This is a genomic window from Rhodococcus sp. Z13_19A (assembly GCF_058133575.1).
Genome location: NZ_JBYUNN010000001.1, coordinates 56,989 through 73,915, shown reverse-complemented (window position 1 = coordinate 73,915; position 16,927 = coordinate 56,989). Strand labels below are relative to the sequence as shown.

Annotated in this window: 13 protein-coding genes; 11 read left to right on the top strand and 2 right to left on the bottom strand. The window is 71.8% G+C overall.

The genetic code is table 11. From position 1 onward, the window contains the following. Positions 1-12 precede the first annotated feature (12 nt). The 3 genes from manA (at position 13) to AC3YNX_RS00340 (ending at position 3,909) form a co-directional block, all read left to right on the top strand. A complete protein-coding gene (gene manA, locus AC3YNX_RS00350; protein ID WP_489994274.1) occupies positions 13-1,275 on the top strand; it encodes a mannose-6-phosphate isomerase, class I in 1,263 nt (420 codons plus the stop codon). 25 nt (positions 1,276-1,300) lie between these two features. Next, positions 1,301-2,254 (top strand): cation diffusion facilitator family transporter, encoded by a 954-nt coding sequence (locus tag AC3YNX_RS00345; RefSeq protein ID WP_127783824.1) that lies wholly within the window; start codon positions 1,301-1,303, stop codon positions 2,252-2,254. Positions 2,255-2,388: 134 nt separating this feature from the next. Then, entirely contained in the window at positions 2,389-3,909 is a 1,521-nt protein-coding gene (locus AC3YNX_RS00340; protein WP_489994273.1) for an amino acid permease, read from the top strand. A gap of 23 nt (positions 3,910-3,932) precedes the next feature. Here the strand turns inward: AC3YNX_RS00340 and AC3YNX_RS00335 are convergent, their stop codons facing one another. Continuing rightward, positions 3,933-4,793 carry an aldo/keto reductase gene (locus tag AC3YNX_RS00335; RefSeq protein ID WP_489994272.1) on the bottom strand — a complete coding sequence of 287 codons (861 nt, stop codon included), beginning with the start codon at positions 4,791-4,793 and terminating at the stop codon, positions 3,933-3,935. Positions 4,794-4,884: 91 nt separating this feature from the next. Here AC3YNX_RS00335 and ahcY point away from each other — a divergent pair, with 91 nt between their 5' ends. The 8 genes from ahcY (at position 4,885) to secA (ending at position 16,132) form a co-directional block, all read left to right on the top strand. Then, complete coding sequence (ahcY, locus tag AC3YNX_RS00330) at positions 4,885-6,360, top strand: adenosylhomocysteinase (protein ID WP_127783821.1); 1,476 nt, start codon at positions 4,885-4,887, stop codon at positions 6,358-6,360. A 129-nt stretch (positions 6,361-6,489) separates the two neighbouring features. Next, positions 6,490-7,176, top strand: a complete 687-nt coding sequence (locus tag AC3YNX_RS00325; RefSeq protein WP_489994271.1) for a dTMP kinase — start codon at positions 6,490-6,492, stop codon at positions 7,174-7,176. Between the two features lie 67 nt (positions 7,177-7,243). Further along, positions 7,244-7,930 (top strand): MtrAB system response regulator MtrA, encoded by a 687-nt coding sequence (gene mtrA, locus AC3YNX_RS00320; protein WP_127783819.1) that lies wholly within the window; start codon positions 7,244-7,246, stop codon positions 7,928-7,930. Positions 7,931-8,043: 113 nt separating this feature from the next. Then, on the top strand, positions 8,044-9,657 hold the full coding sequence (mtrB, locus tag AC3YNX_RS00315; RefSeq protein WP_127784893.1) for an MtrAB system histidine kinase MtrB: 1,614 nt from the start codon (positions 8,044-8,046) through the stop codon (positions 9,655-9,657). Continuing rightward, a complete protein-coding gene (gene lpqB / locus AC3YNX_RS00310; protein ID WP_489994270.1) occupies positions 9,657-11,426 on the top strand; it encodes an MtrAB system accessory lipoprotein LpqB in 1,770 nt (589 codons plus the stop codon). The genes mtrB and lpqB overlap by 1 nt, the downstream gene beginning before the upstream one ends. 85 nt (positions 11,427-11,511) lie before the next feature. Next, positions 11,512-12,174, top strand: a complete 663-nt coding sequence (locus AC3YNX_RS00305; protein WP_489994953.1) for a ComF family protein — start codon at positions 11,512-11,514, stop codon at positions 12,172-12,174. 234 nt (positions 12,175-12,408) lie between these two features. Then, the gene (hpf, locus tag AC3YNX_RS00300) at positions 12,409-13,137 is read left to right on the top strand and encodes a ribosome hibernation-promoting factor, HPF/YfiA family (protein WP_489994269.1); all 729 of its coding nucleotides are present in this window, start codon (positions 12,409-12,411) and stop codon (positions 13,135-13,137) included. A gap of 184 nt (positions 13,138-13,321) precedes the next feature. After that, entirely contained in the window at positions 13,322-16,132 is a 2,811-nt protein-coding gene (gene secA, locus AC3YNX_RS00295) for a preprotein translocase subunit SecA (protein ID WP_489994268.1), read from the top strand. Positions 16,133-16,238: 106 nt separating this feature from the next. Here the strand turns inward: secA and AC3YNX_RS00290 are convergent, their stop codons facing one another. Further along, the gene (locus AC3YNX_RS00290; protein WP_489994267.1) at positions 16,239-16,790 is read right to left on the bottom strand and encodes an Rv3235 family protein; all 552 of its coding nucleotides are present in this window, start codon (positions 16,788-16,790) and stop codon (positions 16,239-16,241) included. Between the last annotated feature and the right edge of the window lie 137 nt (positions 16,791-16,927).

Genomic DNA, 16,927 nt, shown 5'->3' with positions numbered 1-16,927 from the left:
GCGGAGAACGACGTGCACGAGCTGCTAGGGGTGGTGCGGCACTACGCGTGGGGATCGCGCACCGCCCTCGCCGAGCTGACTGGCCGTCCGGCGCCGGCGCCGCACCCGGAGGCCGAGCTGTGGCTGGGCGCGCACCCTGCCGACCCCGCCACCGTGCGCCGCGCCGACGGCCAGGAGCTCTCGCTGCTCGCCGCGATCGAGGCCGAGCCCGAGGTCCAGCTGGGGGCGGCGTGCTGCGCGCGCTTCGGCGGCACGCTGCCGTTCCTGTTCAAGGTGCTCGCGGCCGACGAGCCGCTGTCGCTGCAGGCCCACCCCAGCGCCGAGCAGGCGCGGGAGGGCTACGAGCGGGAGGAGCAGCGCCGCGTGCCGCAGGGCTCGCAGGAGCGCAACTACCGCGACCCCAGCCACAAGCCCGAGCTGCTCTGCGCCCTGACCACCTTCCACGCGCTGGCGGGCTTCCGCCGCGTCGACCGCACCATCGAGCTGCTCACCGCGATGCGCTGCCCCGAGCTGGACACCTACCTGGGCCTGCTCGCGGGGCAGCCGGACTCCCACGGCCTGCGGGCCCTGCTGACGACCTGGATCACCCTGCCGGTGCAGGTGTTGGAGTCGCTGCTGCCCGCGGTGCTGTCCAGCCTCACCAAGCTGGTGGCCGAGGACGGCGACTTCGTGCTGGAGGCGCAGACCACCCTCGAGCTGGGAGAGCGCTACCCGGGCGACGCGGGGGTGCTGGCCTCGCTGCTGCTGAACCGAGTGGTGCTGAAGCCGGGTGAGGCCATCTACCTGCCTGCCGGCAACCTGCACGCCTACCTCAGCGGGGTGGGGGTGGAGGTGATGGCCAACTCCGACAACGTGCTGCGCGGTGGCCTGACCCCCAAGCACGTGGACGTGCCCGAGCTGCTGCGGGTGCTCGACTTCGCCCACGGCGACATGCCGGTGCTCTCCGGCACCCCATGGTCGGGGGGGCCGGCGAGCCAGGGCGCCGCCGAGCTGGGCTACCCCACCCCGACGGAGGAGTTTGCGCTCTCCCGCGTCGAGCTGCCCGCGGGCGACCGGCTGACGCTGGGCCGCGGCAGCCCCCAGGTGCTGCTGTGCACGGTTGGCCAGGCCCGGCTGAGCACCGCCGACGGCGCGGAGCTCACCGTGGACAAGGGCGGATCGGTGTGGCTGCCGGCCACCGGTGCGGCGGTGTCGGTGGTGGCAGGAGATGATGGCGCTCAGCTGTTTCGCGTGCGGGACGGCCTGACCACCGACGAGGCCCCCACCGGGGCCTGACCCCGCTCACCCAAGGAGTTCACGGATGTCCGCATCAGGCGGTACCAAGGCCATCCTCGCGGCGCTGGTCGCCAACGCGGGAATCGCGGTCGCCAAGTTCGTCGGCTTCCTCGTGACCGGGTCGTCGTCGATGCTCGCCGAGTCGGTGCACTCGGTGGCCGACACCTCCAACCAGGGGCTGCTGCTGCTCGGGCAGAAGCGGGCCAAGAAGGCCGCCACCCAGCTGCACCCGTTCGGCTTCGGCCGCAACCGCTACTTCTACTCCTTCGTGGTGGCGCTGGTGCTGTTCACCCTGGGCTCGATGTTCGCCCTCTACGAGGGCATCCACAAGATCTCCCACCCGGAGGAGCTCACCTCGCCCGGGGTGGCCATCGGAGTGCTGCTGGTGGCCGTCGGACTGGAGACCTACAGCTTCCGCACCGCCGTGCACGAGTCGCGCCCGCTCAAGGGCAGGGCCAGCTGGTGGCAGTTCATCCGCACCTCGCGCAGCCCCGAGCTGCCCGTCGTGCTGCTGGAGGACGCCGGCGCGCTGGTCGGCCTGCTGCTCGCCCTCGTCGGTGTCGGCATGAGCGTGCTCACCGGTGACCCGGTGTGGGACGGCATCGGAACCGTGAGCATCGGCCTGCTGCTCGGCGTCATCGCCGTCATCCTCATCATCGAGATGCAGAGCCTGCTGATCGGCGAGGGGGCCACCCCGGGGGAGGAGCAGGCCATCCAGGCAGCCCTGGTCGGGGGCGCGATCGACCGCGTGGTGCACCTCAAGACGCAGTACCTGGGTCCGGAGGAGCTGCTGGTGGCCGCCAAGGTCGCCGTGGGCGGCGACGAGACCAGTGCCGGCATCGCCGCCGCCATCGACGCCGCCGAGGAGCGGGTGCGCGCCGCCGTGCCCGCCGCGCGGGTGATCTACCTCGAGCCCGACCTCTACCGCGCCCCTGCCGCAGGGGCGCTGCGCCACGGCGCGGAGCAGGACCAGGGCTAGCGGTCGCTGCGCCCAGACCGGCTGAGCCGCAGCAGGACTACCGCTCACCAGGCCATTGGGCAACGGGGTGGCTACCGTACTAGCGTTCACGGCCCGACCGGTGCAGTTCCCCCTCGTGAGAAGAAGGCATCCTGATGAGATCAGGCAGCGTGTTCCGGACGAAGTCCGTCGAGCAGTCGATCGCGGACACCGAGGAGCCCGAGCACCAGCTGAAGAAGGCGCTGGGGCCCGTCGACCTCATCGTCTTCGGTGTCGGCGTGGTGATCGGCACCGGCATCTTCGTGCTCACCGGTGAGGCCGCCGGGCTCGAGGCGGGACCTGCCGTGGCGCTGTCCTTCGTCTTCGCCGCCATCGTCTGCGGCCTGGCCGCGCTCTGCTACGCGGAGTTCGCCAGCACCGTGCCGGTGGCCGGCAGCGCCTACACGTTCTCCTACGCCAGCCTGGGCGAGCTGCTGGCCTGGATCATCGGCTGGGACCTCATCCTGGAGATGGCCCTGGGCGCGGCGACCGTGGCGGTCGGCTGGTCGGGCTACCTGCAGGAGCTGCTGGAGACCATCGGGTGGCACCTGCCCTCGTCCATCGCCGGCAAGGAGGCGACGGTCAACGTCACCGCCGCAGCCATCGTGCTCATCCTCACCGGCGTCATCTGCCTGGGCATCAAGGTCTCCAGCCGGGTCAACGCCGTCGCCGTGCTGATCAAGCTGGGCGTGGTGCTGCTGGTGATCGTGGCCGGGTTCTTCTACGTCAAGGCCAGCAACTACGACCCGTTCATCCCGCCGTCGGGCTCACCCAGCGCCAAGCCGGACGAGGCGCCGTCGCTGTCGCTGCTGCAGGAGCTCGGGTTCGCGCCCGGCGCGTTCGGCGTGGGCGGCATCTTCGCCGCCGCCGCCACCGTGTTCTTCGCCTTCATCGGCTTCGACATCGTGGCCACCGCCGCCGAGGAGACCAAGAAGCCGCAGCGCGACATGCCCATCGGCATCTTCGGCTCGCTGGCCATCTGCACCGCGCTCTACGTGCTGGTCTCCGTGGTCATCACCGGCATGGTCAAGTACAACGAGATCGAGGCGTCGGCGCCGTTGGCGGCGGCGTTCCGGTCGGTGGGGCAGGACGCCATCGCCACCCTCATCTCCGTGGGCGCCCTGGCCGGTCTGACCACCGTGATGATGATCCTCATGCTCGGCCAGAGCCGGGTGTTCTTCGCGATGAGCCGCGACCGGCTGCTGCCCGCCCCGTTCGCCAAGGTCTCCCCGCGCACCGGCACCCCGGTGGTCACCACCGTGGTCACCGGCATCGTGGTGGCCACCATCGCGGCGCTGGTGCCGCTCACCGAGCTGGCCAAGCTGGTCAACATCGGCACCCTGTTCGCCTTCGTGCTGGTGGCCATCGGCGTGGTGGTGCTGCGCCGCACCCGGCCCGACCTCAAGCGTTCGTTCCGCACGCCGCTGGTGCCCTTCGTGCCCATCGTGTCGGTGCTGGCCAGCGTCTACCTGATGCTCAACCTCCCGGTGGACACCTGGCTGCGCTTCCTCGCCTGGATGGCCATCGGGGTGGTGCTCTACTTCGTCTACGGCCGCAAGCGCAGCACCCTGGCCGAGGGCTACGAGCGGCCCGAGGGCATGCGGCCGGCGGTGTCCTCACCGTCGGACAGCGGCTAGGCAGCTCGCCGAGGGAGTCCCGGTTAGGCGGCGTCGAGGCGCGCGCGCTGCTGCGGGGTGAGCGACAGCTCGGTGGCCGCGGCGGAGGCCACGGCGCTCGCCGGGCGGGAGGCACCGGGAATGGGGATGACCACGTCGGCGGCGGCCAGCTCCCAGGCCAGTGCCACCTGCTGCGGGCTCACGTGGTGCTCGGCGGCCACCTCGGCGAACGCCTGGTGAGCCTGGCCCAGCTCGGCCGCCTTGCCGATGCCGCCCAGCGGCGACCAGGGCAGGAAGGCCACGCCCAGCTCGGCGCACAGCTCCAGCTCCGGCCGCGAGGAGCGAAAGCGCGGGGAGTACTCGTTCTGCACGCTGGCCAGGCGCCCGCCCAGCACCCGCTGGGCCAGCCGGATCTGGTCGACGTCGAAGTTGGAGACGCCGGCCATGCTGATCTTGCCCTCGTCCAGCAGCTCGGCCAGCGCGCCCACCGACTCCTCCACGGGGACGGCCGGGTCGGGCCGGTGGAGCTGGTAGAGGTCGATGGTGTCCACCCCGAGCCGACGCAGCGAGGCCTCGCAGGCCGCGCGCAGGTGCTCCGGGCGCCCGTCCAGGGCCCAGCCGCCGTCGGCGGTGCGGACGTGCCCGCCCTTGGTGGCCACCAGCACGTCCTCGCGGTCACCGCCCCAGTGCCGCAGCGCCTCGGCGACCAGCTCCTCGTTGTGCCCGAAGTCCGAGGCGTCCAGGCTGTAGGCGTCGGCGGTGTCGATCAGCGTGACGCCGGCGTTGAGGGCAGCATGGACGGTGGCCAGCGCGCGCTCGCGGTCCGGTCGGCCCTGCACGGACATGGGCATGCCGCCCAACCCGATTGCGCTGACGGTGCGACTGCCGATCGTGCGGTGCTCCATCGCTACAGCCTGCCCGGTGCCGCACCTGCGCGCCAGCGGCCGAGAACCGATAACCTGTTCAGTTGACCCCCTCGACAAGGAGCAAAATTCTATGACCCTGGCTGCAACCGAGCTGACCGCCGACTCCCGCAACGGCATCGACTACAAGGTCGCCGACCTCGCCCTGGCGGAGTTCGGGCGCAAGGAGATCCGCCTTGCCGAGCACGAGATGCCGGGTCTGACGACGCTGCGCCGGGAGTACTCGGAGGTCAAGCCGCTCAAGGGTGCGCGCATCTCCGGCTCGCTGCACATGACGGTGCAGACGGCCGTGCTCATCGAGACCCTGGTCGACCTGGGCGCCGAGGTCCGCTGGGCCTCCTGCAACATCTTCTCCACCCAGGACCACGCCGCGGCCGCCATCGTCGTGGGCCGCAACGGCACCCCCGAGGAGCCCAAGGGCGTCCCGGTGTTCGCCTGGAAGGGTGAGTCGCTGGAGGAGTACTGGTGGTGCGCCGAGCAGATGCTCACCTGGCCGGGCGGCGAGACCGCGAACATGATCCTCGACGACGGTGGCGACGCCACCATGTACGTCCTCAAGGGCGCGCAGTACGAGAAGACCGGCGTCGTGCCCTCCACCGAGGACACCGACTCCGAGGAGTACCAGGTGGTCCTGGAGACGCTGCGGCGCTCGCTGGAGCAGTCCACCACCAAGTGGACCGAGACCGCCAAGAACATCCGCGGTGTCACCGAGGAGACCACCACCGGCGTCATCCGGCTCTACCAGTTCTCCGCCTCCGGCGAGCTGCCCTTCCCGGCCATCAACGTCAACGACTCGGTGACCAAGAGCAAGTTCGACAACAAGTACGGCACCCGCCACTCGCTGATCGACGGCATCAACCGCGGCACCGACGTGCTCATCGGCGGCAAGGCCTGCCTGGTCGTCGGCTACGGCGACGTGGGCAAGGGCTGTGCCGAGGCGCTCAAGGGCCAGGGCGCCCGCGTGGTCGTCGCCGAGGCCGACCCCATCTGCGCGCTGCAGGCGATGATGGACGGCTACTCCGTGGAGACCGTGGACCAGGCCATCGGCAAGGCCGACATCGTCATCACCGCCACCGGAAACCTGAACATCATCACCCTGGACCACATGCGGCAGATGAAGCACCAGGCCATCCTGGGCAACATCGGCCACTTCGACAACGAGATCGACATGGCGGGGCTGCAGGGCGACAAGGACATCCGTCGCATCAACATCAAGCCCCAGGTGGACGAGTTCATCTTCCCGAACGGCCACACCATCATCGTGCTGAGCGAGGGCCGCCTGCTCAACCTGGGCAACGCCACTGGCCACCCCAGCTTTGTGATGAGCAACTCCTTCGCCAACCAGGTGATCGCGCAGATCGAGCTGTGGACCAAGCCCGACGAGTACGACAACGAGGTGTACCGCCTCCCCAAGCACCTGGACGAGAAGGTGGCCCGCATCCACGTGGAGGCCTTGGGCGGCACGCTGACCAAGCTCACCAAGGAGCAGGCGGAGTACATCGGCGTGGACGTCGAGGGCCCGTACAAGCCCGAGCACTACCGCTACTGAGCACCCGCCCGCTCGGGCCCCGCTAGGCACTGCCCAGCACCGCGGTCAGGGCCCTCAGCGCCCTCCAGGGATCTCCTGGGGGCGCTGAGGGCCCTGACCGTCGTTCGGGGTCGGTTAGGGTAGTTGCCCGTGGGCGTACTCGTGACGGTGGAAGGTCTTGACGGCGCGGGAAAGCGGACGCTGAGCACCGCGCTGACCGCCGAGCTCGCCTCCCGCGGGCTCCGGGTGGGCGCCACCGCCTTTCCCCGCTACGGCCGCTCGGTGCACGCCGACCTGGTCTCCGAGGCGCTGCACGGCAAGGTCGGCGACCTCGGCGACAGCGTGCACGGCATGGCCGTGCTGTTCGCCCTCGACCGCGCCGAGGCCGTCCCCGAGCTCACCGAGATGCTGGCCAGCAACGACGTGGTGCTGCTCGACCGCTACGCCGCCTCCAACGCCGCCTTCGGTGCGGCCCGGCTGCACCAGGACGCCCGCGGCGAGTTCGCCGAGTGGATCCGGCAGCTGGAGTTCGACCGCCTGCGCCTGCCCGCACCCACCCTGCAGGTGCTGCTGCGGGTGCCCGTCGCCGTGGCCACCGCGCGCGCGGCGGACCGCGAGTCCGCCGACGCCGGCCGCGCCCGCGACGCCTTCGAGCGCGACGCCGGGCTGCAGGAGCGGACCGGGGCGGTCTACGAGGGCCTGGCCGCCGACGGCTGGGCAGGGGCCTGGCACGTCCACGAGCAGCCCGACGCCGCCGACACCGCTGCCCCGGCCGCCGCAGCCGTCGCCGCGGTGACCGCGCTCGCCGACCGGGTGCTGGCGGGGGCGGACGCATGAGCACGGTGGCGCGCAGGCGAGCTCACGCTCGCGTCGCGGGGCAGTGCACCACGACGCAGGTGTCAGGATGGGCGGCATGAAACCACGGATCTTGGTCGTCGACGACGACGCGGCACTGGCAGAGATGCTGACCATCGTGCTGCAGGGCGAGGGCATGGACGCCGCCGTCGTGGGGGACGGGTCCAAGGCGATGGCCGCGGTCCGCGAGTTCAAGCCGGACCTGGTCCTGCTCGACCTGATGCTGCCCGGCATGAACGGCATCGACGTGTGCCGGGTGATCCGGGCGGAGTCGGGCGTGCCGATCGTCATGCTCACCGCCAAGACCGACACCGTGGACGTGGTGCTGGGCCTGGAGTCTGGCGCCGACGACTACGTGATGAAGCCGTTCAAGGCCAAGGAGCTGATCGCGCGGCTGCGGGCCCGGCTGCGGCGCACCGCCGAGGTGCCGGCGGAGATCCTGCACATCGCCGACGTGGAGATCGACGTCCCCGCGCACCAGGTCACCCGCAACGGCACGCCCATCTCGCTCACCCCGCTGGAGTTCGACCTGCTGGTGGCGCTGGCCCGCAAGCCGCGCCAGGTGTTCAGCCGGGACGTGCTCCTGGAGCAGGTGTGGGGCTACCGCCACGCCGCGGACACTCGCCTGGTCAACGTGCACGTGCAGCGCCTGCGCGCCAAGATCGAGGTGGACCCCGAGCGTCCGGAGGTGGTTCTCACCGTCCGCGGCGTGGGGTACCGCGCCGGCCCGCCGTGAGACGAGCGCTCACCAGGCTCGCCCACCGCGCCGGACGCACCCCGCCCGGCGCAGCGCTGCGGCACCTGCTGCGCGACCTCTGGCACACCTCCGCGGCCGCCGGTCGGGGCTTCATGTACTGGTGGCGGCGGTCCCTGCAGCTGCGGGTGGTGCTGTCCACCCTGGCGCTGTCGGCGGTGCTGGTGCTCACCGTCGGGGTGGCGCTGCTCAGCCAGATCACCGACCGGCTGCTCGACGCCAAGATCAACGCCGCCGTCGAAGAGGTGGAGCGAGCCCGCGCCACCGTGCAGCGCGAGCTGGCCGGCGCCGACGAGAGCAACTCCCTGCGCAGCCGCCTCAACAGCGCGAGCTCGGCGCTGACCAGCCCCGGCATCGACATGGGTGGCTCGGCCAGCGGCGGCGCCGGCGCCTTCGAGCCGGTGCTCATCGTCCGCGGGGACGGCCCGCGTGGCGCCATCGCCAGCGGCCCCATCGCCGAGGTGCCCACGTCGCTGCGCCCGTTCGTGCAGAAGGGGCAGCTGACCTACCAGTACACCTCCATCGCCGGCGCCCCCACCCTCGTCGTCGGCACCCCGGCGCCCTCCGACGTCGCCGGGCTCGAGCTGTACCTGGTGTTCCCGCTGAACGCCGAGGAGCGCTCGATCAGCCTGATCAAGGGCACCATGTCCCTCGGTGGCGGCGTCCTGCTCCTGCTGCTCGGTGGGGTGGCCGCGCTGGTCACCCGCCAGGTGGTCCTGCCCATCCGCACCGCCGTGGATGCGGCGGAGCGCTTCGCCGACGGGCAGCTCGAGGCGCGCATGCCGGTGCGCGGGGAGGACGACGTCGCCCGGCTGGGGCTGGCGTTCAACGACATGGCCGCCAACCTCGCCGACCAGATCGCGCAGCTGGAGGAGTTCGGTGCCCTGCAGCGGCAGTTCACCTCCGACGTCAGCCACGAGCTGCGCACCCCGCTGACCACGGTGCGGATGGCGGCCGACGTGCTGCACGCCGGCAGCGACGAGATGGACCCGGCCCTGCGTCGCTCGGCCGAGCTGCTGGTGGCCGAGCTGGACCGCTTCGAGACCCTGCTCAACGACCTGCTGGAGATCAGCAGGCACGACGCGGGGATGGCCGACCTGGCCGCGGAGCCGCTGGACCTGCGCCTGTGCGTGCGCGGTGCGGTGGACACGGTGCGCCACCTGGTGGCCCAGACCGGCAGCGAGCTGCTGCTGGACCTGCCCGAGGACAAGGTGACCGCCGAGGTCGACGCCCGCCGGGTGGAGCGCGTGCTGCGCAACCTGCTGGCCAACGCGCTCGACCACGGTGAGGGCCGTCCGGTGCTGGTGCAGATGCGCGCCTCCGACCAGTCGGTGTCCGTGCTGGTGCGCGACAGCGGGATCGGTCTGCAGCCGGGGGAGGCGGAGAAGGTGTTCAACCGGTTCTGGCGCGCCGACCCCTCCCGGGTGCGCCGCTCCGGCGGCACTGGTCTCGGCCTGGCCATCGCGGTGGAGGACGCCCGCCTGCACGGCGGCTCGCTGCAGGCCTGGGGCGAGCCCGGCCGCGGCGCCTGCTTCCTGCTCACCCTGCCGCTGCGGCGCGGTGCCGCGCTGGTGGACGGTCCCATCCCGCTGGTGCCCACCGAGCCCTTCGACGTCGCCAACGTCGCCGTCGGCGACGTGGTGCAGCCACCGTCCACCGCGAGCGTCCCTGACCGTGCCACCGCCGCGCCCGACGTGGGAGTCTCCTGATGCGCCGATTCCGTGTGCTGTCCTGCCTGGTCGCGGTGGCCACCGTGCTCACCGGGTGCGCCACCGTGCCCACCAGCTCCACCCCGCACGTGATCAGCACGGTGCGCACCGATCCGCAGCCGGAGGTGGAGCAGGCGCCGATCGCCGGGCGGGAGCCCGACCTGCTGGTGCGCGACTTCATCTCCGCCAGCAGCGCCCAGCGAGGCCAGCACCGGGTGGCGCGGCAGTACCTCACCGGTGAGGGCTCCCAGCGCTGGGACGACCGCACGTCCACCACGATCCTGACCAACGTGGACACCCTCTACGACGTGCGCACCGAGAACCGGGTGACCATCCTGCTGCGCGCCGACCGGGTCGGCACGCTCAGCGGGGACGGCACCTACAACCAGGACCAGGGCACCTACGAGGCCCGGCTGACGCTGCTGAAGGTCGACGACCAGTGGCGCATCGACGCCCTGCCCAGCGGTGTGGTGCTCGAGCGTGCCGACTTCCTGGCCCGCTATCAACGGGTGCCGGTGTACTTCCTCAACCCCGACCAGAAGAAGGTGGTGGCCGACCCCCGCTGGGTGGCGCGCGACTCCGACTCCCTGGCCGCACGGCTGGTGGAGCTGCTCATCGGCGGGCCGAACGCGCAGCTGGCCAGCGGCGTGGTGAACAAGCTGGGCCAGGGAGTGCGGCTGCGCAGCAACGTCACCACCGCGACCGGGGAGAGCGTGCCCGGCGCCGGCGAGGCCAACGGGGTCGGTATCGACCTGGGTGGGCTGGAGTCCCTCGACGCGGGGCAGCGCCAGCTGCTGGCCGCCCAGGTGGTGTGGACCCTGGACAGCGCCGGCGTGCGCGGTCCGTACGTGCTGCTCGCCGACGGGGCCCCGCTGGACGAGCGCTACGCGCTGGGCTGGGACACCGCCGACGTCGCCTCCTTCGACCCCTCGTCCTCCTCCGGGGCCGACGTGGGGCTGCACGCGATGTCCGGCGGCAGCCTGGTCAAGGTGGTCGACGGCAGCGTCAACGCGGTGGGTGGGCCGCTGGGTCGGGCCAGCTCGCTGGAGTCAGCCGCCATCTCCCACGACGGGCAGCAGGTCGCCGCGGTCACCATGACGGGCGACCCGAGGCCCGGGGGACAGGTGCAGCTGCTGGTGGGCAGCCTCGGCGGGGCGGTGGCCGTCGCGGCCTCGGGCACGGAGATGACCCGCCCCACCTGGTCCGGGGACGATCGTGCGGCCTGGGTGGTGGTGGACACCGGGACCGTGGTGCGGGTGGTGCGGGAGCCCTCCAGCGGCCAGGTGTCCAGCTCGCCGGTGGACTCCGGCGCGGTGACCGCGCTCGGCGGGCCGATCAGCGCGCTGCGGCTGTCCAGGGACGGTGTCCGTGCGGCGCTCATCGTGGGGGGACGGGTGTACGTGGCCGTGGTCACCCGGGCGCAGAACGGCGGCTTCGCGCTGACCAGCCCGGTGGCGGTGGCCCCGGACCTCGGGGACGGCGCGGTGTCGCTGGACTGGACCAGTGCCGACACCCTGGTGGTGTCCGGCCGGGGTGACGAGGTGCCGGTGGTCACCGTGGGGGTGGACGGCGCGCTGATCCAGCCGCTGCCCAGCCGCAACCTGTCCCCGCCGGTTCGGTACGTGGCGGCCGCGCCCGCGTCGTCGGTGCTGGCCGCCGACAGCCGGGCGGTGCTGCAGCTCAACGTCCTGGACGCACCCGGTGAGCGCTACTGGCGCGAGGTGGCGGGCCTCGGTGGGGGCTCGAGCACGCCGATCCTGCCCGGCTGAGCCCGCGCGCGGTGCACAGTCGCGCCGCGGTGTCCCCAGCCCTGCGGGTACTCGCCCGCCGGCACCAGCCCCCGGCAACGGTGGACTGGTGCGCGCCCTCGTCGACCTGGTCCTGCCCACCGAGTGCGGTGGCTGCCGCGAGCCCGGCACCCCCTGGTGCGCCGGCTGTGCCGCCGAGCTGGACAGCGAGCCGGTGCCGGTGCGCACCCGGGTGGACGGTGTCCCGCCGGCGTGGGCCACCGGGGCCTACACCGGTGCCCGCCGGGCGGTGGTGGTCGCGGCCAAGGAGCGCGGCCGGCGCGACCTGTTGGTGCACGTGGGGCGGGCCTGGGCGCGGTGCCTGCGCGACCTGCGCGACTGGGGCGAGCTCGACCCGCCCGAGCTGGCCGCCCTGCACCTGGTGCCCGCGCCCAGCCGTGCTCGGGCCGCTCGCCAGCGCGGCGGCGACCCGGTGCTCGCCGCGGCCCGGGTCTGCGCCGCACACCTCGGGGGCAGCACCACCGTGGCGCCGGTGCTCGGCCTGCGCCGGGGGGTGCGTGACTCCGTCGGACTGACCGCGGGGCAGCGGGTGGACAACCTGCACGGCAGGGTGCGGGTGCGCCCCAGGGCGCTGCCACCACCGGGTTCGGCGGTGGTCCTGCTCGACGACGTGCTCACCACCGGCGCCACGGCGGCGGCAAGTGCAAGTGCGTTGCGTGACTGCGGCATTCGCGTGCACGCCGTGCTGGTGCTGGCCGCGGTGCGCTGACCGGCAGCAACCGGTCTCAGCGCGGTGCGAGCATCGCCGATCTCGTGACACGCTGTGACGGAAGGGGTCTGTCTATCCGGGCGGAACGGGGTTAGCGTGAGGACAGCAGCCACGTGAGCCGCAGTTGGGAGGACCGTCCCCGAGAGTGGCGCCGGAAGGCTCTTCCGTGCCGGCGCAGTCACCTTGGGCCAGGCCGGGCAGCTGTGCTCGACCGGGCCATACGCGGAGGTATCTATGACTAGTAAGCAGGGCACCGTGCAGACCCAGGACGACCGCAAGGAAGGCATCGCCGAGCAGCGCAAGCCCGGCTCGGAGGACGCCAGGCCGTTCGTCATCGACGAGCCCGTCGACGAGGTGCCAGACGCAGCCGGCCAGCCGGTCGCGCGCCTGGACATCGAGGGCCGCAACGTCAGCGTGCCGGACTACTTCCGCACCTTCGTGGGCGAGAAGCTCGCCAAGCTCGAGCGCTTCGACAACACCATCGACCTCTTCCGCGTCGAGCTGCAGCACGCCCCCAACCCCCGTCAGGCCAAGAGCTGCCAGCGCGTCGAGCTGACCGCCGTCGGCAAGCACCCGGTGGTGCGGGCCGAGGCGAGCGCGGAGACCTTCCGCGACGCCCTGGAGAACGCCATCAACAAGCTGGAGTCCCGGCTGCGGCGCGCGCACGACCGGCGGACGGTGCACCACGGCCGCAAGGCTCGCCTGTCGGTGGCCGACGCCACGGCCGGCCTGGTTCCCGAGGCCGAGCCCCACGTGGCCGAGCCGGAGGTCGACACCGAGGGTCCGGGGCGCATCGTGCGCACCAAGGAGCACCCGGCGGTGCCGATGACGGTGGACGAGGCGCTGTACGAGATGGAGCTGGTCGGGCACGACTTCTTCCTCTTCCAGTGCGCCGACACCGGCCGGCCCAGCGTGGTCTACCGCAGGCACGCCTTCGACTACGGCCTGCTCAGGCTCGTCTAGGTTCCGGCCCTGCGAGCCTCGCCGCGGCGGGCTCGAGGGGCATGATGGGCCACGGCCTGCACGGAGCCGCCTACCATGGGGTCCGGCCAAGGGTTTTCCTTGGCCGGACCCTGCCGTCTATGACCGAGGGACGAGACAAGCTGTGTTGTCGTTTTCCAAGCTGTTGCGCGCAGGCGAAGGCCGCATGGTCAAGCGCCTCATGTCCATCGCTGAGCACGTCAGCAGCCTGTCGCCCGAGGTCGAGTCGCTGACTGACGCCGAGCTGGCGGCCAAGACCGACGAGTTCCGCAAGCGCCACGCCGACGGGGAGAGCCTCGACGAGCTGCTGCCCGAGGCGTACGCCGTCGCCAGGGAGGCATCCAGCCGCGTGCTGGGCCAGCGCCACTTCGACGTGCAGGTGATGGGCGGGGCTGCGCTGCACCTGGGCAACATCGCGGAGATGAAGACCGGTGAGGGCAAGACGCTGACCTGTGTGCTGCCCGCCTACCTCAACGCCATCGGTGGTGAGGGCGTGCACGTGGTCACCGTCAACGACTACCTGGCCAAGCGTGACTCGGAGTGGATGGGCCGCGTGCACCGCTTCCTCGGCCTCGAGGTGGGCACCATCCTGTCCGGGATGACGCCGCCCGAGCGTCGCGACGCCTACGCCGCCGACATCACCTACGGCACCAACAACGAGTTCGGCTTCGACTACCTGCGCGACAACATGGCCAACTCGCTGGCCGAGTGCGTGCAGCGCGGCCACAACTTCGCCATCGTGGACGAGGTCGACTCCATCCTCATCGACGAGGCCCGCACCCCGCTGATCATCTCCGGCCCGGCCGACGCCTCCTCGCGCTGGTACGGCGAGTTCGCGCGCCTGGCGCCGCTGATGAAGCTCGACGTCCACTACGAGGTGGACATCAAGAAGCGGACCATCGGTGTGCACGAGGCCGGGGTGGAGTTCGTCGAGGACCAGCTGGGCATCGACAACCTCTACGAGGCGGCCAACTCGCCGCTGGTGAGCTACCTGAACAACGCCATCAAGGCCAAGGAGCTCTACCAGCGCGACAAGGACTACATCGTCCGCGACGGCGAGGTGTTCATCGTCGACGAGTTCACCGGTCGCGTGCTGGCCGGTCGCCGCTACAACGAGGGCATGCACCAGGCGCTGGAGGCCAAGGAGGGGGTGGAGATCAAGGCGGAGAACCAGACCCTGGCCACCATCACCCTGCAGAACTACTTCCGGCTCTACGACAAGCTCTCCGGGATGACCGGCACGGCCCAGACCGAGGCCGCCGAGCTGCACCAGATCTACAAGCTCGGCGTCATCCCGATCCACACCAACCGGCCGATGATCCGGGTGGACTCGCCCGACCTCATCTACAAGACCGAGGAAGCCAAGTTCGCGGCCGTGGTCGAGGACATCGTGGAGCGCCACGAGAAGGGCCAGCCGGTGCTGGTCGGCACCACCAGCGTGGAGCGCTCGGAGTACCTGTCCCAGCAGCTGGTCAAGAAGGGTGTGCCACACAGCGTCCTCAACGCCAAGTTCCACGACAAGGAGGCGGTGATCATCGCCCAGGCCGGTCGGGTGGGTGCGGTGACGGTGGCCACCAACATGGCCGGTCGCGGCACCGACGTGGTGCTCGGCGGCAATCCCGAGATCCTCGCCGACGTGGCGCTGCGCGAGCGGGGCCTGGACCCGGTGCGCGACCCGGAGGAGTACCAGGCGGAGTGGGAGCTGATCATCGGCCCGCTCAAGGACGAGGTGAAGCAGGAGGCCGAGCGGGTCCGCGAGGCGGGCGGGCTCTACGTGCTCGGCACCGAGCGGCACGAGTCCCGCCGCATCGACAACCAGCTCCGTGGCCGCTCCGGCCGGCAGGGTGACCCGGGCGAGTCTCGCTTCTACCTGTCGCTGGGTGATGAGCTCATGCGCCGCTTCAACGGGCCGATGATCGAGGCGATCATGAACCGGCTCAACCTCCCCGAGGACGTGCCCATCGAGGCCAAGATGGTCTCCAAGGCGATCCTGTCCGCGCAGACGCAGGTGGAGCAGCAGAACTTCGAGATCCGCAAGAACGTCCTCAAGTACGACGAGGTGATGAACCAGCAGCGCACCATCATCTACCGGGAGCGCCGCCGGATCATGTCCGGCGAGGACGTCGAGGGCCAGATCGAGGGCATGATGACCGACGTGGTCACCGCCTACGTGGACGGCGCCACCGCGGCCGGCTACGCCGAGGACTGGGACCTGGAAGCCCTCTGGACGGCGCTGCGCACCCTGTACCCGGTGAGCATCCGCTGGCAGGACCTGGTGGGCGAGACCGAGGTCGGCGACCAGAGCGACCTCACCCGCGACGGCCTGCTGGAGGCCATCCTCGCCGACGTCCGTGCCGCCTACGTCAAGCGCACCGAGGAGATCGACGCGATCGCCGGCACCGGCGGGATGCGGGACCTCGAGCGTCGGGTGCTGCTGAGCGTGCTCGACCGCAAGTGGCGCGAGCACCTCTACGAGATGGACTACCTCAAGGAGGGCATCGGGCTGCGCGCGATGGCCCAGCGTGACCCGCTGGTGGAGTACCAGCGCGAGGGCTACGACATGTTCCGCGGCATGCTCGAGGGCCTCAAGGAGGAGTCGATCGGCTTCCTGTTCAACGTCACCGTGGAGGTGGCGCCCGCGCCGACCCTGACGGTGGGTGCTCAGCCGCAGCCGGAGCTGGGCAACCTGGCCACCACCCCCGCCCAGCAGCAGCCGCAGCCCACCGAGGCCGAGGCGGAGCAGCAGGTGGTGCCTGCCGCGCCCGCCGCCTTCCGGGCCAAGGGGTTGGACACCGAGCCGGCCGCGGCGGTCACCTACTCGGGTCCGGACGAGACCGGCGGCACCGCGGTGCGCAGCTCCGAGGACGAGACCGGAGCAGCCACCTCCGGCGCGGAGGCTCCCGGCACTCGGCGGGACCGGCGTGCCCAGGCCCGGCAGAAGGCCAAGGGGTCCAAGAGCCCCAAGCGCAAGCGCTGAGAGAGCACCGGCGCGAGGTGGGTCAGCCCCCCGCGCCGGTGCTCGGTCGGCGGCCACGGTGCGCCGCGTGCTCGCCGAGGTCCACCCGGCGGCGGAGGGACGGCCGCTAGCCGAGATGCAGGGCGGTGCAGTGCCAACCGGTGCGGCCCAGCTCCAGGCGAGCGGCCACGGCGTGCACCCGCCCGTTGCGGGTGACGGTGGCGCAAGCCTCCGCCGCGGTGGGGGTGACCTGCTGGACGTGCACCCGGTTGAGCCGGGTCACGCCCCGCGCCCAGCTGCCGGTCCCGGCACGCGACAGCAGGGTGACCTGCGCGGCCACCACCGGTCCCATCACCCGGTGCAGCTGCTGCGCACCCCGCCGGCCCTCCAGCACCTCGAAGGTCAGCCGGAACACCTGGTGCGCGCTCGCAGCCGCGGCGGGGCTCACCGGGTCGGGCTGGGCGCGCTGCGGCTGGGGCGGGACGCGTCGCCGGGCCCGGGGCGGCGGGACAGCGGTGCCGGCGCGCAGGTGCTCGGGTGCGGGCTCGCAGACCGGTGCGCGCCGCAGCAGCGTGGCCGGGGGAGCCTCGGCGGGCGGCAGTGCCGCCGCCGCTGCAGCTGCTGGCGGACGGTGCGGGGCCGGGCGGAGTGCGGCTTCTGCGGTGGCGTCGACGGACATGGTGGCTCTCTCCTGGCAGGGCGGCGGTCGGCGTGGGTGACCGGTGGGTGCTCGCGACACCGAGGAGGGGCGGCTCGTCGCTGCAGGAAGTATGGGCGCCGCCACTAGCTGGCCGGGCCAGGTTGCCGCACCTTTGT